Here is a 22,054-nt window from a genome sequence, read left to right as displayed (position 1 = left end):
TCTTAAAATAAGAATTAAGCCGCTTTTTGAGCGTCTTTAACTAGCTTAGCTACGCGGTCAGATAGAGATGCGCCTTGACCAACCCAGTGGTTAACACGATCTAGGTCTAGACGTAGACCTTCTTCTTGACCTTGAGCTGTTGGGTTGAAGAAACCAACTTTCTCGATGAAACGGCCAGTTGCTGCATTGCGGCTGTCCGCTACTACGATTTGATAAAATGGACGCTTCTTAGCGCCGTGACGTGCCAAACGAATGGTTACCATGTCGTCCTCTTTGCTTTCTCAAAAATAAAATTAACCCCAGAAACCATTTATCGCTAAACAGTTTGGGGCTCGTGCCAAAATAAAGCTCCGGAATTTTACTCTTATTCCGAAGCAATGCAAGGTATTTAGCTACTTTTTCACCAACAACTTTTCTTCTTCCAAAACAATTGGGGGATTCTAAGTTTGTGAGCTAGCTAACACCTTGAAATTTTTATTGCTGGGTGAAATTAGCGACCAAATGGATTGAAGCCACCGCCTCCCATACCGCCACCCATCATGCCTTGCATATTACGCATCATGCCTTTCATGCCACCCTTCTGCATTTTCTTCATCATCTTCTGCATCTGAGTGAACTGTTTTAGTAAGCGGTTAACATCTTGCACCTGAGTCCCAGAACCCGCGGCGATACGTTTTTTACGAGAACCTTTAATCAGCTCTGGACGCTGACGCTCTTTCATCGTCATTGAGTTGATAATCGCTTCCATCTGCTTAAACATCTTGTCGTCAACTTTATCTTTAACGTTGTCCGGTAAGTTGCTCATACCAGGTAGCTTATCCATCATACCCATCATGCCGCCCATGTTTTGCATTTGACCTAGCTGTTCACGGAAATCTTCAAGGTCAAAACCTTTCTTTTCTTTGAACTTCTTGGCTAGCTTCTCGGCTTTTTCAGTATCAACGTTGCGCTGTAGATCTTCGATAAGCGACAGCACGTCACCCATACCAAGAATACGAGATGCGACACGATCTGGGTGGAAGGGTTCTAGCGCGTCGGTCTTCTCACCAACACCCAAGAATTTAATTGGTTTGCCAGTGATATGACGAACAGACAACGCTGCACCGCCGCGTGCATCACCATCAACTTTGGTCAGAACCACACCCGTTAGAGGTAAGGTATCACCGAAAGCTTTAGCGGTGTTCGCCGCATCTTGGCCTGTCATCGCATCGACGACAAATAGTGTCTCAACAGGGTTAATCGCAGTATGTAGCTGTTGAATCTCAGCCATCATCTGCTCATCGACAGCTAAACGACCCGCCGTATCGACAAGCAGCACGTCGTAGAATTTCTTCTTCGCGTGGTCGATGGCGGCATTAGCGATATCAATCGGCTTTTGATCTGCTGAAGATGGGAAGAAATCAACACCCACATCTGAAGCAAGTGTTTCTAGCTGTTTGATCGCTGCAGGACGGTAAACGTCGGCAGAGACCACCAGCACTTTCTTCTTATCGCGCTCTTTTAATAGCTTTGAAAGTTTACCAACCGAAGTGGTTTTACCTGCACCCTGCAGACCTGCCATCAAGACTACCGCAGGGGGTTGAGCTGCTAGATTAAGCGCTTCGTTAGAATCCCCCATCACCGCTTCAAGTTCAGCTTGAACGATCTTAATGAACTCTTGCCCTGGAGTGAGGGATTTAGATACCTCAACACCTACGGCACTCTCTTTAATACGCTTAATAAACTCGCGTACAACAGGAAGTGCAACGTCTGCTTCAAGAAGTGCCATACGCACTTCACGCAACGTCTCTTTAATATTGTCATCGGTCAAACGACCTTTACCGCTGATGTTTTTCAGCGTTTTGGATAAGCGATCCGTTAAATTCTCAAACATCTTAGTCTCTTTACCCACACGGTTTGCAAGGGGCTCGCCAGTCAATATTGGCGAAAAATTACTATGAGTATACCTTAGCCAACCCATGCTTGACACCGCCTAGATGAACTTTGATATCTCAAGTCACGCAATTGAAAGTGATAAGTCATAGCTCAAGCCGTTGATGCAAGGTATAATTTGTTAAAAATTCACCAGCTCATAGAGAATAATGGACAACTTAATCGCCATTGTTGCCGCAATACTGTATCTACTAGCGATTGCAACCATAGTTCCGGGACTTGTACATCAAACAGGTATCCGCGTAAAAACTGTCTTCGTTAGTGCCATCCTAGCGTTGGCGTTTCATGCGTGGCTGCTCAGCGATCTTATCTTAGGTAGCTCCGGCCAGAACCTTAGTATTCTAAATGTCGCCTCACTGATTGGTTTTATCATCTCCTTAGTAATGAGTGGTGCTATGCTGAAAACTCGCCTTTGGTTCTTACTACCTGTGGTGTATAGTTTTTCAGCACTTAACCTCATAGCTGCTGCCTTCTTACCGAGTACTTTTATTACCCATCTAGAACAAGATCCTAAGCTGCTGATTCATATTTCTTTTGCTCTGTTTTCTTATTCAACCCTTACTATCGGTGCACTATACGCACTGCAACTCGCTTGGTTAGACCACAAACTCAAAGCGAAGAAGGCACTGGCAATAAATCCAAACCTGCCACCGCTTTTAATGGTCGAGCGACAGCTATTTAATATCATCTTGATTGGTAATTTATTGTTAACAGGTACATTGCTGACTGGCTTTGTTTTTGTGCAAGATATGTTTGCCCAAGGGAAAGCACATAAAGGCATCCTTTCTTTTATCGCGTGGGTGGTCTACTCAGTGCTACTTTGGGGGCACTATCAAAAAGGTTGGCGTGGCCGAAAAGTCACATGGTTTTCTGTCGCAGGTGCGACGTTGCTCACTTTGGCCTATTTTGGTAGCCGATTTGTACGAGAGATCATTCTTCGTTAGCTTCACTCGTATCAGCAAAGGTACGTTGAACGCACCTTTCTTTTACAATATCCAGTTCTATTTTGAAAATTGACTTAACCCCAAAATTAGGTCATAAATTAACCAAACATAACAAGGAAAAGATTGGCTTTGGACGACATTTCAACGGGTATCTTGTTTACGCTCCTCGCGTGTCTTATTGTTATTTCAGGATATTTTTCAGGTTCCGAGACAGGGATGATGGCTCTGAACCGATACCGCCTCAAGCACCTAGCGAATACTGGCCACAAAGGGGCAAAACGAGTTGAAAAACTACTCGATCGCCCTGATCGTTTAATCGGCTTGATTCTCATCGGCAACAACCTCGTCAATATACTTGCTTCAGCAATCGCTACCATTCTTGGTATGCGTCTATTCGGTGATCTCGGAGTCGCCATCGCGACAGGTGTTCTCACCTTAGTCATTCTTGTCTTTGCCGAAGTGACCCCTAAGACACTCGCAGCCTTGTACCCTGAGAGGGTTTCTTACGCGAGTAGCATCTTACTGACTATTTTAATGAAGGTTCTATCTCCATTGGTAATGTTGGTTAACTTTATCACCAATGGATTTATTCGCTTATTAGGGATCAACGCAGATCATGGCGGCGATGATCATTTAAGCTCTGAAGAGCTGCGAACCGTCGTGAATGAAGCGGGTAGCCTGATTCCACGTCGTCACCAAGATATGTTAATTTCGATTCTCGATTTAGAGCATGTCACGGTAAATGACATCATGGTGCCTCGTAATGAAATCACTGGTATCGACATCAACGATGATTGGAAATCGATAGTCCGTCAGTTAACTCACTCACCACATGGCAGAGTAGTATTGTATCGCGATCAAATCGATGAAGTAGTCGGTATGCTGCGTCTGCGCGAGTCTTACCGCTTGATGCTAGAGAAAAATGAGTTCACCAAAGAGACCTTATTACGTGCAGCCGATGAAGTTTACTTCATTCCAGAAAGTACTCCTCTGAACGTACAACTACTGAAGTTTCAACGTAATAAAGAGCGTATTGGTCTTATTGTCGATGAGTATGGCGACATTATTGGCCTGATAACATTAGAAGATATTCTAGAAGAGATCGTTGGTGAGTTTACTACCTCCATCGCGCCAAGCTTATCTGATGAGATCACTCCACAAGGCGATGGTAGCTTCTTGATTGAAGCCAGCGCAAACATTCGCGATATTAACAAGGGACTGAAGTGGACACTACCTACCGACGGACCAAGAACCCTCAATGGTTTGATTCTTGAGCATTTAGAAGATATTCCTGAGAGCCACCTTAGCGTTCAAGTCTCTGGTCACCCAATGGAGATTGTGGAACTAGAAGAGAACCGGATCAAACTGGTTAAAGTGTTCCCAGCATTAAAAGCCGAATAATTAGCTATTCTCTCACAACAAAAAAGCCTTGGAACAACTCCAAGGCTTTTTGCTATCAGCCTCAGGATTAATCTTCAGTCACACTAAATAGATTTTCCATATTTAGCCCCTGTTTGATAAGAATCTCTCTAAGTCGACGTAAACCTTCCACTTGAATTTGGCGTACGCGTTCACGAGTCAGATTAATCTCACGTCCTACTTCTTCTAAAGTCGAAGGCTCATAACCAAGAAGGCCAAAGCGACGTGCTAATACTTCTTTTTGTTTTGGATTCAGCTCATCTAACCAGTGGATCAACGAATTCTTAATGTCGTCATCTTGGGTAGAAACTTCTGGGTCAGAATTGTTGATATCCGGGATGATATCAAGCAACGCTTTTTCACCATCACCACCAATAGGGGTATCGACAGAACTGATACGTTCATTAAGACGCAGCATCTTACTTACATCGTCAACTGGCTTATCAAGTTGAGTCGCAATTTCTTCTGCTGTTGGCTCATGGTCAAGTTTTTGTGACAACTCACGTGCAGTACGCAGGTAAATATTCAACTCTTTAACTACATGAATAGGTAAGCGAATCGTGCGGGTTTGGTTCATCAACGCACGTTCAATGGTTTGGCGAATCCACCATGTGGCGTAGGTTGAAAATCTAAAACCTCGTTCTGGATCGAACTTTTCAACCGCGCGGATCAAGCCCAAATTGCCCTCTTCAATCAGATCAAGAAGTGCTAGGCCACGGTTGCTGTAACGACGAGATATTTTCACTACTAAACGAAGATTGCTTTCGATCATGCGTTTACGCGCTGCTTCATCACCACGTAATGCACGACGCGCATAGAGAACTTCTTCTTCAGCGGTAAGTAGTGGAGAAAAACCGATTTCACCTAGGTAAAGTTGTGTGGCATCAAGGCTTTTTGTCGATGCGTCAAACTCTTCTTTGGCTTCTTCAGCTTGAGTGGGTTTTGCTGGTTTTTCGGCTCGAAACGTTTCCATCGTTTCTTGACCGATTTCGAATTCTTCGACTTTCGTTGCTGTATTGCTGATACTCATAGCGCCTCCCCCTGGCGAGCTAGCAAGACATTACTACGTCTAATGTCGCTATTTTACCTAACAGTAAATTATTACGGTAAGTAGCGTTTTGGATTCACTGACTTACCTTGATAGCGAATTTCAAAGTGCAAACGAACGCTGCTTGTTCCTGAGCTGCCCATTGTTGCAATCTTTTGGCCTGCTTTTACACTTTGTCCTTCGTGTACTAGCAACCTGTCATTGTGTGCATATGCACTGAGGTAATTGTCGTTATGTTTTATAATCACAAGATTACCGTAACCACGTAGCGCATTGCCTGAATAAACGACGGTGCCACCTGCTGTTGATACGACGGATTGACCTCGCTGTCCTGCGATATCAATGCCTTTATTCCCTTGATCTCCAGCAGAAAAGTTTTTGATTACTCTCCCTTTTGTTGGCCATAACCACTTGGAAATTTTTTTATTGTTGGTCGTTGGTTTGCTAACAACCTTGTTAACATTTTGTTTACCTGTAGAACCAACATACTCCTTTGATTTCGATTGATCAACCTTCTTAGGAGGATCTTTTTTGGTCGTTTTGTGACCTGTCTTTGCTTGAGTTGAGCTAACCTTTTGATTCGAGTTTTTACTCGAACTTGACTTATTACTTGGAGTAGACGGTGTGGCTACCGCAGCGGCAACAGCCCCCGCCCCAGTGCCACCAAACGCCGGTGCAGTATAAGCAGGCTGCCAAAGCTTTAGTTTTTGACCAGGGTAGATGGTGTAAGGCGACTGTAATCCATTGTAATTAATAATTTCTTTTACATCTTTGTCTGTGACATAGGCTATAAAATACAGCGTATCGCCCTTTTCAACTTGATAGTAACTGCCTCGATAACTACCGCGCGAAACGGAACTGTAGTCTTTCTTTAATCCAGTTACTGGCGCAGGAGAGTGAGCAGCACATCCTATTAATGCACTGCAAAGAACCAAAACCAGAAGAAAACTAGACCATTGCTTCATTGTTACGCTAAATCACCCGCAACCAAAGGAACAAACCTCACCATCTCTATCACTTCAGAAAGGTACCCATCACCTTTTCGGGTTATCTTCAATAGCTGCTGCTCTTCAAGCCCGACTGGAATCACCATCACCCCACCTTCTGTTAACTGCCCCAGCAATGCCGAAGGTACAGATTCAGCGGCTGCCGTGACAATAATGGCATCAAATGGTGCGTTTGCACTCCAGCCTTGCCATCCATCACCGTGCTTAGTTGAAACATTATAGATATCGAGCTGTTTTAAGCGGCGTTTTGCTTCCCATTGCAAAGCTTTAATCCGCTCAATAGAAAATACGTGCTCCACCAACTGAGCCAATACTGCGGTTTGGTAACCGGAACCCGTCCCGACCTCCAACACCTTACTTTGTCTGGTCAAAGCGAGCATTTCCGTCATCTTAGCAACAATATAAGGCTGAGAGATGGTTTGCCCTTGCCCAATCGGCAATGCATTGTTGTCATAGGCTTGATGCATCATCGCTTGAGAAACAAACTGCTCTCTCGGTAAACGATAAATAGCATCGAGCACTTTCTGATCTTGAATGCCACTCGCGACAAGAAAGTCGATTAATCTGTCAGCATGTGGGTTTAGCATTGTTATTGTTCCTTTAACCAGTTATCCATACTTGTCAGAGATTCGTGCGCAGTCAGGTCAACTTGCAGCGGTGTTACTGATACGTAGCCTTGCTCAATCGCAAAGAAATCCGTCCCCTCTCCAGCATCTTGTTCTTTACCTGGAGGGCCTAACCAATAAATATCATGACCACGCGGATCTTTCTGCTTAATCATCGCTTCAGCGTGATGACGCGCACCCAGTCGCGTCACCTGAGTACCTTTTAACTGATAAAGCTCAACATCCGGAATGTTTACATTAAGTAGCCTATTGGTTGGGATGGGCTGGTTTTCGTGCTGGGTAACAAGCTGACGCGCAATCGCCGCAGCGGTATCAAAATGATGCTTGCCCACCAATGAAAATGCTATCGCTTGTACACCAAGAAAATGGCCTTCCATTGCTGCGGCAACTGTCCCTGAATAAAGCACATCATCACCTAAGTTGGCACCGTGGTTAATTCCGGCCAGTACGAGATCAGGTAAATCATCTTTCATCAACTCATTGAGTGCAAAGTGGACGCAGTCTGTTGGTGTCCCTTGAACTGAAAAAATCTTCGGTGAAATTTCAGTTACGCGTAAAGGTTGTTCTAAGGTCAACGAGTTGGAAGCACCTGAGCGATTACGATCGGGAGCCACTATGGTCACTTCAGCGATATCTCTTAACGAATCAGCCAAGGCATGAATCCCTTCAGCATGCACACCATCATCGTTGCTAATTAAAATTTTTAGTGGCTTATCATTCATTGATAGTGACGCTCCACTTCGAGCTCTTCAATTAGCTCTCGAACAATGGCAGTCGCAAAGCAGCCTGCATCTAAGGAGAACTTCAAGGTCACTTGGTCACCATTGACTTCCCAAGTGAGATCTTGAGGCATTAATGAAATCTCACGTCGCTCATGACGCATGCGATTACCACGAATCAAAGCCATTAGGTCAGGCTCTGCATCCAAATGCGGCTGCTCAAGCTCTAGTGCTTGTTCTTGAGTCGGTAAAGCATTGTCGCCCGCCATTGCGGCAGTAATTTGCGCTTGGCCTAAACTCAATTGCTCCGTCACACTAGCTAGATTGTCCTGCGTGATAGTCACTCGCTCATCACCTTGCAAAACAATGTCACCAATCACTGGTTGAGCGAAAAGGTCTTTCTCAATACGCTCTGATAGAATCGTGTTGAAGATCCAAGATCGGGCAGCAGACAAATAAAGGCTACGTTTGTTCTGGTTGCGAGTACGGACGTTATCCCGCCCCCAACGGCGAGCTTCGTTAAGGTTATTCCCCTGATTGCCAAAGCGTTGGCTACCAAAATAGTTTGGTACTCCTGTTTTAGCCACAGACTCTAAACGTGACACAACATCTTGCACATCGCTCACTTCAGTGATGGTCAGCGTAAATTCATTGCCAACCAAGTCACCCGGGCGCAACTTCTTGTTATGTCTGTCTGTCGCCAGTATTTCAATACTCGGATACTGAGTTAGGAAAGCACTAAAATTTGGCGTGTCTCCTTTTGGCAAATGGACACTAAGCCACTGCTCTGTGACTGCGTGGCGATCTTTAAGACCAGCCCAGCTCACATCTTTAGATTTGACACCGCATACTTTGGCTAATTCGTTAGCGACAAAGCTAGTATTTTCACCCGTTTTACGGATACGCACCATAAGGTGTTCACCGCTACCAGTGAAGTCAAAACCTAAGTTTTCGTTCACTTGAAAGTGTTCAGGCTCTACTTTTAGTTTGCCCTTTGCAACTGGCTTACCATTTAAGTAAGACAATGGAGATAAAATATCAGACATAGTTTTTTCCGTTACTTGGCAGCCTAAACAACTCAAGGCAACCAGTAATCTATTTATACTTTAATCAGCACCACAACCGCTGCAGTTGCAATACCTTCTTTGCGCCCTGTGAAACCCAAACGCTCAGTCGTCGTTGCTTTCACGTTCACGTTACCGATATCTGTTTCCAGATCTTGGGCAATCACCTGACACATGGATTCAATATGCGGCGCCATTTTAGGTGATTGCGCCATGATAGTGACGTCAGCATTACCAAGAATATAGCCTTGTTCTCGCACTCGGCGGTAAACATCGCGCAATAAATCTCGGCTATTGGCTCCTTTCCACTTGTCATCGGTATCAGGGAAATGACGACCAATATCACCAGCAGCGATTGCACCCAGCAACGCGTCACACAGTGCATGCAGAGCAACATCACCGTCCGAGTGGGCTATCAGCCCTTGCTCATAAGGAACATCAACACCACCAATTATAACAGGGCCTTCGCCACCAAATTTATGCACATCAAAGCCATGGCCAATTCGAATCATGAGTTATCCTTTGTTTCTATTTAGATAAAACTCAGCTAACGCTAAATCTTCTGGTTGGGTTATTTTTATATTGTCAGCGCGTCCTTGAACTAAGGCGGGCTTTTCTCCTAACCATTCCATTGCTGACGCTTCATCAGTGATGGCAACACCACTTGCGAGCGCCTTCGTCAATGCTTCTGTTAGCGGCTGAGTTTTAAACAGTTGTGGAGTCAGTGCATGCCACAATGCTTCTCTTTCGACAGTATGATCAATATTTTGCTCACTATCCGCTCGTTTCATCGTGTCTCTCACTGGCGCCGCGAGAATACCGCCCAACTGATTGTTATCAGCTTCTGTCATCAAACGATCGACATCTTCTAGCGCGAAACATGGCCGCGCCGCATCATGAACTAACGCCCATTCGGCAAGTTGATTTTGCTCGATGTACTGCAAAGCGGATAACACTGAATCTGCCCGCTCTTTCCCACCCGGCACTCGAATAACATTCGGGTTCTCTGCTAATGAAAGTTCTGGATAGTATGGGTCACCGTCTGTAATCGCGACGACAACTTTATTGACCATAGGATGGAGCAAAAGTTTTTCAACAGTATGCTCTAATACTGTATGACCTTGGATCTGGAGGTACTGCTTAGGGCGGTCCGCTTTCATGCGACTACCCACACCAGCGGCTGGGACAACAGCTACCACAGACATTTGACGGGTCGAAGACATTTAATTGTCCTCTCCAACGATACGATAGAAAGTTTCCCCTTCTTTGATCATACCAAGCTCATGGCGAGCGCGTTCTTCAATCGCATCAAGCCCTTGGCGTAAATCATCGATCTCCGCAAACATTTCATCATTGCGAGTTTTTAAGTTGCCATTAACTTGGTGCTGAACTTGAGTTTCAGCATTCACGGCCTGAAAATCGGAAATGCCATTCTTGCCGAACCACAGCTCAAATTGTAGCCAGCCTAAAACTAGGGTTAGGGTCAGTGCAAAAATCCGCATACCGTCAATCAAAGAAGAGAGATAAAGAAAGACCACATATATATCACAATGTCGCGGTGCAAGCGAGATTGGACTATGTGGTCTTAGTAAAGATTGTGTATCTGTTTGAGAGACTTAGTTCATCATCAAAAACGCGAACAAGCCGACACCTAAAATCAAACGGTAGATAACAAATGGTGTCATGCCCATGCGCGAAATAAGCTTCAAGAAGAAATGGATACAGATGTAGGCACTAATAAAAGAGGTCACTATACCTGTCAGCAAAAAGCCTAAGTGGATGGGTTCACCGCTAGTCACCAACTTGAGGCCTAGATATCCTCCAGCCAATAATATGATTGGGATAGACATTAAAAATGAGAAACGTGCTGCCGCTTCTCGAGTAAAGCCTAAATAAAGTGCTGCTGTGATGGTTGCCCCAGAGCGAGAGGTTCCAGGGATCATAGCCAAGGCTTGAGCAATACCAATAAATAACGCTTTCTTCCAGTCCGCCTGGTACTCATCATCTGCAAGCTTGGAATGCTTATCGACATACCAAAGCAGTATGCCAAACACGATAGTGGTCGTTGCTATCACCCAAGCACTACGTAAATACAGCTCAATGATATCTTTCATCAGCAAGCCAAATACACAAGCAGGAATAGTTGCCAAGATAATCATCCATGCTAACTTGGCTTCTTTGCTGCGCTCGCCTTTAAAAATCGAACCTAAGAATGCTGAGAGCAGGCTGATCACTTCTTTGCGGAAATAGATCACCACCGCAGCTAAAGTACCAACATGCACTGCGACATCAAACGCCAAGCCTTGATCTTCCCAACCCAGAATGGCCGATGGAAGAATCAGATGCGCAGAACTAGAAATAGGCAAAAATTCAGTTAGTCCTTGAATCAAAGCAAGAACAAAAGCTTCAAAATAACTCATTAAAATCTCATCACGTTTTCAGGTCTTGTGACCTTAGTCAAACCATAAGGGAATGGCTTCTAAATCAGTATCAAACGAGGCCTGTTGCCAAATTTGTTCAATCGTCCGACCATCCTGAGGTACCACTAATTGCGGACAAAGCTCAAACAGTGGCTTGAGTACAAAGGCATATTTGAAAATATCACCACGCGGTATCTCAGGCTTAGATGAACAAGTTTGATCACCAAATAGGATAATATCGAGATCGACAGTGCGAGGCTCAAACTTGCCAGCGTTCTCAGCTCGGCCCCATTTGAGCTCAATTTTACGCAGTTGTCGTGAAAATTCCGTTAAAGTTAACGAAGTTTTCATTTCTACGACAAGGTTGTAGAAAGCATTGCTATCAAAGCCAATTGACTCACACTCATAGATAGTCGACAAACGAATATCACAGCCTATCGCGCTTAGCTCAGTAATCGCGGCTTCGATATGTTTACGCCGCTCTATATTTGAACCAATACCGATATAGGTAGTGATCATGCAATGCCTCGCTCAATCACAACACCCACTCCCGCCGCCTGCGGGACTGCGCCTGGCTTGGTTAGACGAATCTTAATCCAAGGCACATTGAAGCGAGACATAATCAGTTCAGCCACCTCTTCTGCAACACGCTCAACCAACAGGAAGCGGCCAGCTTCAATGTGTGATAGTACCGCTTGACTAACCTGGGCATAATCGAGCGCATCAACCACATCATCACTTTTACCTGCAGGGCGATTGTCATGAGCCATTTCGATATCAAGCACCAGTTTTTGCTTGATCTCTTGCTCCCAATCATACACGCCGATTGTGGTAATCACTTCGAGTTGCTCAATAAATACTTTATCCATTTGTTGCTTCCTGTAGGGTCAGATACCATAGAGGTCGGATACCCAAGTTAAATAAAAAGTCGTACTATTTGCAGCTCAAACTGGACAGATTTTGTAGTTTGAGAGCGTCAAGCGCGATATGATATCAGTTACTTGCTTGGCTAACACCTGTTTCGGACGAGTTACTCTACTATGACCCCACTAGCACTGATAATGATCATCTTTGCCTACCTTCTAGGCTCGATCTCGAGTGCTGTGCTTATTTGCCGCGTATTGCGCTTACCAGATCCTCGCGGCGTCGGTTCCAATAACCCAGGGGCGACTAACGTACTGAGAATTGGTGGAAAAAAGGCAGCAGTCGCTGTTCTTCTGTGTGACATGTTGAAGGGCACTATCCCTGTCTGGGGGGGGTACTTCTTAGATATTGATCCTATCATTCTCGGAGTTATTGCGATTGCCGCTTGTTTAGGTCACATGTATCCGCTGTTTTTTCACTTCAAAGGCGGCAAAGGGGTTGCGACTGCTTTGGGTGCCATTGCCCCTATTGGGTTGGATCTAACTGGGATGATCATCGCAACATGGCTAAGCGTTGCCTTTTTGTTTCGCTACTCATCTCTTGCCGCAATTGTCACTGTCTTACTTGCACCGTTCTATACGTGGATGGTTAAGCCGCAATACACACTGCCCGTTGCAATGCTGTGCTGCTTGATAATTTTCCGCCATCATCAAAACATCAAGCGCCTGTTTGAAGGAACGGAACCCAAAGTGGGTGAAAAGAAATCGATATAGCGATATCGAATAAGTTTGAAAAACAGAGACTCCCGATCTCCTCCCTTATCCAAAGATTCACTTAGCCACTAATTACAAACAAGTAATTTAAAGCATATGAAACTTTGTATTTTATTGACTATATAGCACTTTATTCTAACCATTACGCTTGCCCTCAACAGCACCAATTCTATGCTCAAAAGGTTACCTCGACTCGGCCTAACCTAGACCTAAAGTTTATTAATTAACCAAGTATATGTTTCGTTAACATTTGGAGGTTTTATGAAACCGACAGCCCTAGCCTTTGCTATAAGTGCACTATGCGTTTCCGCTACGTACGTTCAAGCTAAGCCAGCAAAACCTGCCTTAGTCGACATTGAACCTGTAAGCTGTACTACTGACGTCGATGACCCAGTGTCAATGGTGGATGTGGAATGGATGTGGAGCTGGGAAACGGGTGGTGAAGACAGCCCCCCTCACACTAAATTTGGTGGTGACGCTGATCTCAATGTCACAGTCTCTGCAACAGATAATCTTGCAGAACCGACGGTCACCCTAACAGACTACCCGTTCTCTATTTCTTTCTCCGTAAGTATGCTTGATGAAGAAGAAGATCAAGCCAATGAGCTTGTTTATAGCTGTGAAGACCCTGAAATAGTCGATGATGTCATGAGCGCTAACTGTACTGGCTCACTCGAAATTTCAGAACTAGTCGAGCTAGCAAGCATGGGATTAAGCGATATGTTCCCTGAAGTTGAAGAGTGGGAAGAGGTGGAAGTGACCAGTGCCACATTGGATGATGTCAGAATAAAAGCAATGGATCCATCCGTTGGTGTCAAACGAATGAAGTACCAAAAATACCCGTTAGTCTCTTTATGCTTAGACGACGAGTAATCTAAAAATGCGAGCCCAGTGGGCTCGCTCTCTTTTGTTATAAAGTCTTAGCGAAAAAATTTATCAGCATTTTGCAAACAAAATCAGCTTGCTCTAGATTGGAAATATGGCCAGCTTTTGGAATCTGAATCAATTCAGATCCCGAGATAGTATCGTGCATCAGGTATGATTCGAGCACCGGGCGAGGTTTATCTTCTTGGCCTACCGCAATCAAAACAGGTAGAGCGAATTTATCGATCTCTTCAATTTGGTCACGACGGCCAAATATCATACGCCCTACACGAGCAACCTCAACCGCCTTATCACCTTTCAAACTGCGCAAAGACTCCATAAAACGTTCAACCAATTCAGGGTTATCTTGCTGTGCATTGTTAGCAAAAAACAGCGGTGTCACAGCTTCAACCAATGGTTCTGGCACGGCTTGTAGCTGGCTGATGGTATCGAGCATTCCAAAGTACTTCGCATGAGTTACTTCAGGTTCCAAGCCCACAAAGGTATCCATCAGTACCAACGATTTCACGCGCTGTGGTACTAAGCTCACTACTTCAGTTCCCCACATACCACCAACCGACAGGCCAACGATAGAGAAGGTTTCGATATCAAGATGATCCATTAAAGCCACAATCTGCTTGGCGTAGTCCGTTAAAGAACGCGTCGACTCAGGAGCAAAATCAGATTGACCATGTGCCCATAGCTCCGGAACAATACAGCGGTACTGCTGACTTAAAGCTTTAACTTGCGGTGCCCACATTTCACTATCCCAAAGATAGCTGTGACCAAAAACAATTACAGGACCTTGACCAATATCTTGATATGCCATTTCACGATTATCGACAACAAATTTTTTCATGGTTCTACCCATTGGTTATTTATATCAAACAAGAGCTTATCATTGATTGTCTTATCGACAGCTCTGAACACTAAAGTAAAGATAAACAAAAGGCCGCTACTTGAGCGACCTTCTTTATTGGGCCTGACCTTTATTTGACCGGCTCTAATTGATCAATTGGCCAGCGTGGCGTCGCTTGTACTGAAAGATCAGCCACTTCACCATTTTTCAAACGCTGCATACCCGCATAAGCGATCATTGCACCGTTATCCGTACAGAACTCAGTGCGTGGGTAGTAGACTTCACCACCGATTTTCTTCGCTAGCTGCTCAAGGTCAGCGCGCAGACGGCGATTCGCACTGACTCCACCTGCAATCACGATGCGTTTAAAGCCTGTTTGCTCTAGCGCTCGCTTACATTTAATCGTTAAAGTCGCACACACAGCCTCTTCAAAGGCTAAAGCAATATCGGCGCGAGTCTGCTCATCATCGCCATTGGCGGCAATAGTATTGGCAGTAAAGGTTTTGAGACCCGAGAAGCTCATATCAAGTCCAGGTCGATCAGTCATAGGACGTGGGAACTTAAAGCGGCCAGGCGTGCCTTTTTCTGCAAGCTTAGATAATAGAGGGCCTCCAGGATAATCTAATCCCATCAACTTAGCCGTTTTATCAAAAGCTTCTCCTGCGGCATCATCTATAGATTCACCAAGGATTTTGTACTCACCGATGTCTTTTACTTCAACCATCATCGAATGGCCGCCAGAAACCAAAACTGCGACAAACGGGAAAGGTGGCGGGTTGTCTTCAAGCATAGGAGCTAATAAATGCCCTTCCATATGATGGACAGGCACAGCAGGTACGCCCCAAGCATAAGCAATACTGCGTCCAATCGTCGCTCCAACAAGCAACGCACCAACTAAACCTGGACCAGCAGTGTAGGCAACGCCATCAATATCTTTGGGCGTTAAATTGGCCTCTGCCATTGCCGCTTTTATTAACGGTATGGTTTTTTTGACGTGATCGCGTGAAGCCAGTTCAGGCACTACTCCGCCATAATCAGCATGCAATTTAACCTGACTATATAATTGATGGGAAAGTAGGCCTTTCTCATCATCGTAAATGGCAATTCCTGTTTCATCACAAGAGGTTTCGATACCAATAATGCGCATGGTTTACCTTGGATGTCTCTGTCTATTATTCAAAATTGGCGCAATCTTACCGTGCCTTCGCCTATCAAACAAATTTTGTGCAAACTCTACCCAACAAAATACTTTACAAAGCTAGTGTGATCGGATTAAAATTCCGCACCATTTTTGATCAAGCTGAATGTAGACCTAGCTGCTAAGCTAAGTACTGTGAAGTCAGCATTAACGAATTAACCCCTGAGGTGAAAGGCATATGCCAGTAGTTAAAGTACGTGAAAACGAACCGTTCGACGTTGCACTACGTCGTTTCAAACGCTCTTGCGAAAAAGCAGGTATCCTTTCTGAAGTGCGTCGTCGTGAGCACTACGAAAAACCAACTACAGTTCGCAAACGCGCTAAAGCAGCAGCTCAAAAGCGTCACGCTAAGAAGCTAGCTCGCGAAAACGCTCGTCGCGTTCGCCTGTACTAATAGCTAAGTCCTAAAGGATTATAGTTATGGCTCTGATTGACAATCTCAAAGAAGAGCAAAAATTAGCGATGAAAGCCAAGGACAAAATGCGCCTTGGTACTATTCGTTTAGCTCTGTCAGCCATTAAGCAACGTGAAGTTGACGAACAGATCACTCTGGGCGACGACGACATTCTTACTGTGTTGACCAAGATGGTTAAACAACGTCGCGACTCTGTGGCTCAATTTGAATCAGCGGGTCGTCAAGATCTCGCCGATGCTGAGAAAGCTGAAATCACTGTACTTGAGGATTTTATGCCTCAACCGCTTACCGATGAAGAAGTCGCTGCTCTGATTGAAAGTGCATTGATTGAATCAGGTGCTGCGGGCATGCAAGACATGGGTAAAGTGATGGGTGTTCTTAAGCCTCAGATTCAAGGGCGCGCAGATATGGGTAAAGTAAGTGGTTTAGTTCGCTCTAAACTGACTTAACAGCCCAAACCAATTGCAACAAGCCGTGCTATCCTTCGGAATGCGCGGCTTGTTTGTATCTACCTTTTCTATTTGTTAGTGCGTTTTTCTAAGGTTTTATGGCAGGACACATCCCTCGAAGTTTCATTGATGACCTCCTCGCTCGACTTGATATTGTCGACATTATTGACGCTCGCGTAAAACTTAAGAAAAAAGGCAAAAACTACGGCGCTTGTTGCCCTTTCCACAACGAGAAAACCCCCTCATTTAGTGTTTCGCAAGATAAACAGTTCTACCACTGCTTCGGCTGTGGTGTGCACGGCAATGCCATCGATTTTATGATGGAATACGAACGCCTCGATTTTGTCGAAGCAATAGAAGAGCTGGCTTCTTATCTGGGGTTAGAAGTGCCAAGAGAGCAGCGCCAAGGTGGCGGCTTTCAGTCTAACCAACCCAAAGCAAACTCTGAGCAAAAGCGTAATTTGTATGACTTGATGGGCAGTATTGGTCAGTTTTATCGAGACCAGCTTAAGCAACCGAAAAGTAAAGACGCGATTAATTACCTCAAAGACCGTGGTTTGTCTGGTCAAATTGTGCAGAAGTTTGGTGTTGGCTATGTGGCAGATGAGTGGGATTTGGTTCGAAAGAACTTTGGTCAAACGCCGCAAACACAAGAGATGCTAGTCTCTGGTGGCATGCTGATCGAGAATGATAAAGGCAACCGCTACGACCGTTTTCGTGGTCGAGTAATGTTCCCAATTCGAGACCGTCGAGGAAGGGTAATTGGTTTTGGTGGTCGGGTTATTGGTGATGGCACACCAAAATACCTCAACTCTCCAGAAACACCTATTTTCCATAAAGGCAAAGAACTATACGGCCTCTATGAGGTGATGCAAGCCTACCGCGAGCCACTACAAATCTTGGTGGTAGAAGGTTATATGGACGTTGTCGCCCTCGCTCAATATGGCGTCGACTATTCTGTTGCTTCACTCGGTACATCAACCACTGGTGACCATGTACAACTGTTGTTTCGTCAAACTAACACAGTGGTTTGTTGTTACGATGGTGACCGAGCGGGTAAAGAAGCGGCCTGGCGCGCGCTGGAAAATGCGCTGCAATATCTGAAAACAGGTAATACGCTTAAATTCTTGTTTTTGCCCGATGGCGAAGATCCAGACAGCTACGTACGTAAGTTCGGCAAAGAAGCGTTTGAACAACAAATAGAGCATGCAACACCGTTATCTAGCTACTTGTTCGATAACCTGATAGAAATCCATAATTTGAATCTTGGCAGTCATGAGGGTAAGTCAGCACTACGTGCCCATGCCAGTGCATTGATTGATAAGATTCCCGATCCCTACTTCCAAGAACTACTAGAAAAATTATTGGATGAGCGTACTGGCTTTGACAATCGTCTACGTCAGACACGTAAGAAGACCAGCGAAACTCGACCTCAACCGCATAAAGAGATCAAACGTACGCCAATGCGCGAAGTGATCGCTTTGCTTATTCAAAATCCGAGCTATGCTGAAATGGTACCAGACCTCTCAACTGTGAGAGAGTTAACAGTACCGGGATTAAGTTTATTTGTTGAGGTGCTTGATTATTGTCACCAGCACCCCAATATCACTACGGGCCAGTTATTAGAACGCTGGCGAAATAGTAGCCATGAGGCACTCTTATCTCGTCTCGCTGGGTGGGAAATCCCCCTCGATGAAGATAATGAACAAGATATATTTTTAGATTCACTGGATAAGATTCTTGCCCAGTGCGTCGAAAAGCAAATTGAAAATCTGCAGGCCAAAGAAAGAAGTGTCGGTTTATCAACCGAAGAAAGAAGGGAGCTGCTAGCTTTAATGCTAGATTTAAAAGCGTAACCCTGTTCGAATAGTCAGCAATAAATAAATTTGTTAAGATGTGTGGTTTGCAACTCGCATACTAATTCCTTCACCAGATACTAAGTTGGATACCGTCTATGGATCAAAATCCGCAGTCACAGCTAAAACAACTTGTCATTAAAGGCAAGGAACAAGGCTATCTGACCTACGCAGAAGTAAACGACCACCTGCCAGCAGAAATCGTCGATTCAGAGCAGGTCGAAGATATCATTCAGATGATCAATGACATGGGCATTCGAGTAGTAGAAACTGCTCCTGATGCTGATGATCTTGCTCTGAATGATGACGATACAATTACCGATGAAGATGCAGCTGAAGCTGCTGCTGCTGCGCTTTCAAGCGTAGAAAACGAAATCGGCCGCACTACTGATCCAGTACGCATGTACATGCGTGAAATGGGTACCGTTGAGCTATTGACTCGTGAAGGCGAGATCGATATTGCGAAGCGTATTGAAGATGGTATTAACCAAGTTCAAAACTCAGTGGCGGAGTATCCAGGTACTATCCCATACATTCTTGAGCAATTTGATAGAGTTCAAGCTGAAGAGCTACGTCTAACAGACCTTATTACAGGCTTTGTAGACCCAGATGCTGATGAAACTGCTGCACCAACAGCAACGCACATTGGTTCTGAACTTGCTGAATCAGACCTTGAAGATGAAGACGCTGAAGAAGAAGACAAAGAAGAGTCAGAGGACGATGAGGAAGAAGAGGAAGATACAGGTATCGACCCTGAGCTTGCTCTCGAGAAGTTCACGGCTTTACGTAACACTTTCCAAAACTTCCAATTGGCTTGTAACGAGTATGGCAGCGAAAGCCCGAAAGCGACGCTTGCCCATGAAATGGTTATTGATGTCTTCAAAGAATTCCGTCTAACGCCTAAACAATTCGACTACCTAGTAGAAGAACTGCGTACTTCTATGGAACGCGTACGTACTCAAGAACGTTTAATCATGAAAGCGTCAGTTGAGTACGGCAAGATGCCGAAGAAGTCGTTCATTACGTTGTTCACTGGTAATGAATCAAGCGAAGCATGGCTAGACGAAATTCTATCTTCTGATAAGCCGTACGCTGAGAAGATTCGTCGTAGTGAAGATGATATACGTCGCTCTATCGCGAAACTGAAAGTGATCGAAGAAGAGACATCACTAACAGTACAGAACATCAAAGACATCAGCCGCCGTATGTCTATCGGTGAAGCAAAAGCTCGCCGAGCGAAAAAAGAGATGGTTGAGGCGAACTTACGTCTAGTAATCTCTATCGCGAAAAAGTACACCAACCGTGGTCTACAGTTCTTGGATCTTATCCAGGAAGGTAATATCGGCTTGATGAAAGCGGTAGATAAGTTCGAATATCGTCGTGGTTATAAGTTCTCAACTTACGCAACGTGGTGGATCCGTCAGGCAATCACTCGCTCAATTGCAGACCAAGCACGTACTATTCGTATCCCGGTGCACATGATCGAAACGATCAACAAGCTAAACCGCATCTCACGCCAAATGCTGCAAGAGATGGGTCGCGAGCCGCTACCGGAAGAACTGGCAGAGCGTATGCAAATGCCAGAAGACAAGATCCGTAAAGTACTCAAGATCGCGAAAGAGCCGATCTCAATGGAAACCCCTATCGGTGATGATGAAGATTCACACCTAGGTGACTTCATTGAAGATACTACGCTTGAGCTACCACTAGACTCTGCAACTGCAGGAAGCCTAAAAGTAGCTACTAAAGACGTTCTTGCAGGTCTTACACCTCGTGAGGCAAAAGTACTGCGTATGCGTTTTGGTATCGATATGAACACTGACCATACTCTAGAAGAGGTTGGTAAACAGTTCGATGTAACGCGTGAACGTATCCGTCAGATCGAAGCGAAAGCACTACGTAAACTTCGTCACCCTAGCCGCTCAGAAACTCTGCGCAGCTTCCTAGACGAGTAGTCTATTCTTTTTTAGCTTGGCTAAAATTGATGAAAAGGTGAGCACTAGCTCGCCTTTTTTGTTACTTATCGATTTAAGTGGATAAAATCTAAGCGCATTTACCCTAGATAGCGTCTAGACAGCTAGATCTGCATCCCCTATAATCATTGCCCTACATGGCCCCTTAGCTCAGTGGTTAGAGCAGTCGACTCATAATCGATTGGTCCGCAGTTCAAGTCTGCGAGGGGCCACCAAATTTAAAAAGGCGTAGCAGGTTAATACCTACTACGCCTTTTCGCTATATAGCGTTCTAATCACCTAAGTGATATTAGTTAGTAGAGCCCCTCTAAGGGATCTCTCTCCGGATAACGTTGAATAATGGATTTAAGTTGGTGCTGGTGATCACGTAAAGCATTGACGCAATCCGCATCCAGTTTGCCATCGCAGACCATCTTTTCTAACTCTAAAAGTGCATACGGTACTGACCAAGCTTGTTTGTAGGGCTTATGTGTCGTTAAAGCGTCAAATATATTAGCAACACAGACAATCTTAGCGCTAATAGGAATAGCATTGCCACTCAAGTGATGAGGGTAACCACTACCATCTAAAAACTCATAGTGATAGGAAACAACATCACGCATCAGTTGTGCACTTAGATGGTCAGATGCATTCAGATCATTGATAAACTGATTAACAATCTCTTCACCGTAAATAATATGTTTACGTAGAGTATCCGTTTCCTCCCAGGTAAGTGGCTGTTGTTTACAAAGCAGCTCTGGAGGAACCATCACTTTGCCCATATCATGATACTGAGAAAACAGAGTGAGATGTTCAACGAACTCATCATCAAATCCATAGTCGTCAGCTAACGCCAAAGCAATAATATTGGTGTAAGTGGAGACACGCTGCTTGTGGCTGAATGACTCCTTTTGGTAAACCTGAGAACGCGCAACCAGTTTGTTAGATTTATCTATTAACGCCGTGACTAACTGATACTCAGAGAATATGGCCGTTTCAAGAATTCTCAAGTATGGTTTTACAACCTCTATATCACTCGGACAAAATGCGTCTTTTTGGTGCGAATTAAGGAATATAAATCCTCTAAAGATCTGTTCTAAAAAGGTAGGAATAGCGACTGAAGAGTAGTATCCCTCCTCTATAAGGGAATTAACATGAGGAGATGGATGCAATCGACTAACGTCATTGAGAACCGCCGGAGACCTACTTTCGATACTTTTTTTTAAGTATGGTAGTGAGCTCAACGGAGCTTCATAGTGGGTTAGGCTCAGTGATAATGAAGAACTATCTGCATAGCTTCTAAGTAGGTGTTCACGCGCATCATACAGGGCAAAACACACTTTATCGAGTTTGGGGATATGGACCTGCATCCGCGTCTGAATGTCAGCTAATTGAGTGTTCAAACCGAACCGACATCTGCCAATCCCCTCAACTTTCCTTGTAGTTGTTTCCATCATGGTTCATCACTCTAGATTACATTACCGTAAGTGTAGATGTAGATCTCACTCTCATACCATGAACCTACTGATAAATTAAACACTAAATTGATCTAAAACAGATAAGCTCTTGTTTAACTGTTGATCTACTTCCAAACGGATTTGGTTTAGAGTGTAAATAGGTAGAAAGCACTCTCCTTATGCTCTCA

The 22,054-nt window shown here is 44.6% G+C and carries 24 protein-coding genes and 1 tRNA gene; 9 read left to right on the top strand and 16 right to left on the bottom strand.

Annotation, left to right across the window (positions count from 1 at the left end; genetic code table 11):
- Window positions 1–14: 14 nt before the first annotated feature.
- The gene (gene rpsP / locus APB76_RS05220; RefSeq protein ID WP_004410028.1) at window positions 15–263 is read right to left on the bottom strand and encodes a 30S ribosomal protein S16; all 249 of its coding nucleotides are present in this window, start codon (window positions 261–263) and stop codon (window positions 15–17) included.
- A gap of 227 nt (window positions 264–490) precedes the next feature.
- Window positions 491–1,873, bottom strand: a complete 1,383-nt coding sequence (gene ffh, locus APB76_RS05215) for a signal recognition particle protein (RefSeq protein WP_049845609.1) — start codon at window positions 1,871–1,873, stop codon at window positions 491–493.
- A gap of 208 nt (window positions 1,874–2,081) precedes the next feature.
- Here ffh and APB76_RS05210 point away from each other — a divergent pair, with 208 nt between their 5' ends.
- A complete protein-coding gene (locus APB76_RS05210) occupies window positions 2,082–2,876 on the top strand; it encodes a cytochrome C assembly family protein (RefSeq protein WP_049845608.1) in 795 nt (264 codons plus the stop codon).
- Window positions 2,877–3,005: 129 nt separating this feature from the next.
- Complete coding sequence (locus APB76_RS05205; RefSeq protein WP_049845735.1) at window positions 3,006–4,277, top strand: HlyC/CorC family transporter; 1,272 nt, start codon at window positions 3,006–3,008, stop codon at window positions 4,275–4,277.
- Between the two features lie 67 nt (window positions 4,278–4,344).
- Here the strand turns inward: APB76_RS05205 and rpoS are convergent, their stop codons facing one another.
- From rpoS to folB, 11 genes are all read right to left on the bottom strand, one after another.
- Window positions 4,345–5,325 (bottom strand): RNA polymerase sigma factor RpoS, encoded by a 981-nt coding sequence (gene rpoS, locus APB76_RS05200; protein ID WP_049845607.1) that lies wholly within the window; start codon window positions 5,323–5,325, stop codon window positions 4,345–4,347.
- A gap of 71 nt (window positions 5,326–5,396) precedes the next feature.
- Entirely contained in the window at window positions 5,397–6,308 is a 912-nt protein-coding gene (gene nlpD, locus APB76_RS05195; protein WP_049845606.1) for a murein hydrolase activator NlpD, read from the bottom strand.
- A 2-nt stretch (window positions 6,309–6,310) separates the two neighbouring features.
- Window positions 6,311–6,937 carry a protein-L-isoaspartate(D-aspartate) O-methyltransferase gene (locus APB76_RS05190; protein ID WP_049845605.1) on the bottom strand — a complete coding sequence of 209 codons (627 nt, stop codon included), beginning with the start codon at window positions 6,935–6,937 and terminating at the stop codon, window positions 6,311–6,313.
- 2 nt (window positions 6,938–6,939) lie between these two features.
- Window positions 6,940–7,698 carry a 5'/3'-nucleotidase SurE gene (gene surE, locus APB76_RS05185; RefSeq protein ID WP_054963191.1) on the bottom strand — a complete coding sequence of 253 codons (759 nt, stop codon included), beginning with the start codon at window positions 7,696–7,698 and terminating at the stop codon, window positions 6,940–6,942.
- Window positions 7,695–8,741 carry a tRNA pseudouridine(13) synthase TruD gene (truD, locus tag APB76_RS05180; protein ID WP_054963192.1) on the bottom strand — a complete coding sequence of 349 codons (1,047 nt, stop codon included), beginning with the start codon at window positions 8,739–8,741 and terminating at the stop codon, window positions 7,695–7,697. The genes surE and truD overlap by 4 nt, the downstream gene beginning before the upstream one ends.
- Before the next feature lie 53 nt (window positions 8,742–8,794).
- Window positions 8,795–9,271 carry a 2-C-methyl-D-erythritol 2,4-cyclodiphosphate synthase gene (gene ispF, locus APB76_RS05175; RefSeq protein WP_054963193.1) on the bottom strand — a complete coding sequence of 159 codons (477 nt, stop codon included), beginning with the start codon at window positions 9,269–9,271 and terminating at the stop codon, window positions 8,795–8,797.
- Window positions 9,272–9,274: 3 nt separating this feature from the next.
- Window positions 9,275–9,982 carry a 2-C-methyl-D-erythritol 4-phosphate cytidylyltransferase gene (gene ispD, locus APB76_RS05170; protein WP_054963194.1) on the bottom strand — a complete coding sequence of 236 codons (708 nt, stop codon included), beginning with the start codon at window positions 9,980–9,982 and terminating at the stop codon, window positions 9,275–9,277.
- Window positions 9,983–10,261, bottom strand: a complete 279-nt coding sequence (gene ftsB, locus APB76_RS05165; RefSeq protein WP_004742582.1) for a cell division protein FtsB — start codon at window positions 10,259–10,261, stop codon at window positions 9,983–9,985.
- 114 nt (window positions 10,262–10,375) lie between these two features.
- On the bottom strand, window positions 10,376–11,179 hold the full coding sequence (locus APB76_RS05160) for an undecaprenyl-diphosphate phosphatase (RefSeq protein WP_049845600.1): 804 nt from the start codon (window positions 11,177–11,179) through the stop codon (window positions 10,376–10,378).
- Window positions 11,180–11,212: 33 nt separating this feature from the next.
- A complete protein-coding gene (folK, locus tag APB76_RS05155) occupies window positions 11,213–11,698 on the bottom strand; it encodes a 2-amino-4-hydroxy-6-hydroxymethyldihydropteridine diphosphokinase (protein WP_054963195.1) in 486 nt (161 codons plus the stop codon).
- Window positions 11,695–12,048: a bifunctional dihydroneopterin aldolase/7,8-dihydroneopterin epimerase gene (folB, locus tag APB76_RS05150; RefSeq protein ID WP_054963196.1), complete on the bottom strand. Its 354-nt coding sequence runs from the start codon at window positions 12,046–12,048 to the stop codon at window positions 11,695–11,697. The genes folK and folB overlap by 4 nt, the downstream gene beginning before the upstream one ends.
- A 171-nt stretch (window positions 12,049–12,219) precedes the next feature.
- Between folB and plsY the strand changes: the two genes are divergently transcribed.
- Together plsY and APB76_RS05140 are read left to right on the top strand one after the other, a co-directional pair.
- Window positions 12,220–12,816 (top strand): glycerol-3-phosphate 1-O-acyltransferase PlsY, encoded by a 597-nt coding sequence (gene plsY, locus APB76_RS05145; RefSeq protein WP_049845597.1) that lies wholly within the window; start codon window positions 12,220–12,222, stop codon window positions 12,814–12,816.
- Between the two features lie 261 nt (window positions 12,817–13,077).
- Window positions 13,078–13,689 (top strand): hypothetical protein, encoded by a 612-nt coding sequence (locus APB76_RS05140; protein ID WP_054963197.1) that lies wholly within the window; start codon window positions 13,078–13,080, stop codon window positions 13,687–13,689.
- Window positions 13,690–13,726: 37 nt separating this feature from the next.
- On the opposite strand, the gene APB76_RS05135 is transcribed toward APB76_RS05140, so the two are convergent.
- Window positions 13,727–14,539, bottom strand: a complete 813-nt coding sequence (locus APB76_RS05135; RefSeq protein WP_054963198.1) for an alpha/beta fold hydrolase — start codon at window positions 14,537–14,539, stop codon at window positions 13,727–13,729.
- A 130-nt stretch (window positions 14,540–14,669) separates the two neighbouring features.
- Window positions 14,670–15,686, bottom strand: a complete 1,017-nt coding sequence (tsaD, locus tag APB76_RS05130) for a tRNA (adenosine(37)-N6)-threonylcarbamoyltransferase complex transferase subunit TsaD (protein WP_054963199.1) — start codon at window positions 15,684–15,686, stop codon at window positions 14,670–14,672.
- A gap of 229 nt (window positions 15,687–15,915) precedes the next feature.
- On the opposite strand from tsaD, the gene rpsU reads away from it, so the two are divergent.
- From rpsU to APB76_RS05105, 5 genes are all read left to right on the top strand, one after another.
- Window positions 15,916–16,131, top strand: coding sequence for a 30S ribosomal protein S21 (gene rpsU / locus APB76_RS05125; RefSeq protein ID WP_001145625.1), 216 nt, complete (start codon window positions 15,916–15,918; stop codon window positions 16,129–16,131).
- Between the two features lie 26 nt (window positions 16,132–16,157).
- Complete coding sequence (locus APB76_RS05120) at window positions 16,158–16,601, top strand: GatB/YqeY domain-containing protein (RefSeq protein WP_054963200.1); 444 nt, start codon at window positions 16,158–16,160, stop codon at window positions 16,599–16,601.
- A gap of 98 nt (window positions 16,602–16,699) precedes the next feature.
- Window positions 16,700–18,457, top strand: a complete 1,758-nt coding sequence (dnaG, locus tag APB76_RS05115; RefSeq protein WP_054963201.1) for a DNA primase — start codon at window positions 16,700–16,702, stop codon at window positions 18,455–18,457.
- Between the two features lie 98 nt (window positions 18,458–18,555).
- Window positions 18,556–20,412: an RNA polymerase sigma factor RpoD gene (gene rpoD, locus APB76_RS05110; RefSeq protein WP_049845591.1), complete on the top strand. Its 1,857-nt coding sequence runs from the start codon at window positions 18,556–18,558 to the stop codon at window positions 20,410–20,412.
- A gap of 157 nt (window positions 20,413–20,569) precedes the next feature.
- Window positions 20,570–20,645: transfer RNA gene (locus tag APB76_RS05105), tRNA-Ile, on the top strand.
- Between the two features lie 78 nt (window positions 20,646–20,723).
- Here APB76_RS05105 and APB76_RS05100 read toward each other — a convergent pair.
- The gene (locus tag APB76_RS05100) at window positions 20,724–21,866 is read right to left on the bottom strand and encodes an HD domain-containing phosphohydrolase (protein ID WP_237767879.1); all 1,143 of its coding nucleotides are present in this window, start codon (window positions 21,864–21,866) and stop codon (window positions 20,724–20,726) included.
- Window positions 21,867–22,054 lie beyond the last annotated feature (188 nt).

The organism is Vibrio bivalvicida (genome assembly GCF_001399455.2).
GTDB lineage: Bacteria > Pseudomonadota > Gammaproteobacteria > Enterobacterales > Vibrionaceae > Vibrio > Vibrio bivalvicida.
The sequence above is the reverse complement of the archived record's forward strand: the minus strand, read 5'-3'. Positions and strand labels throughout refer to the sequence as shown.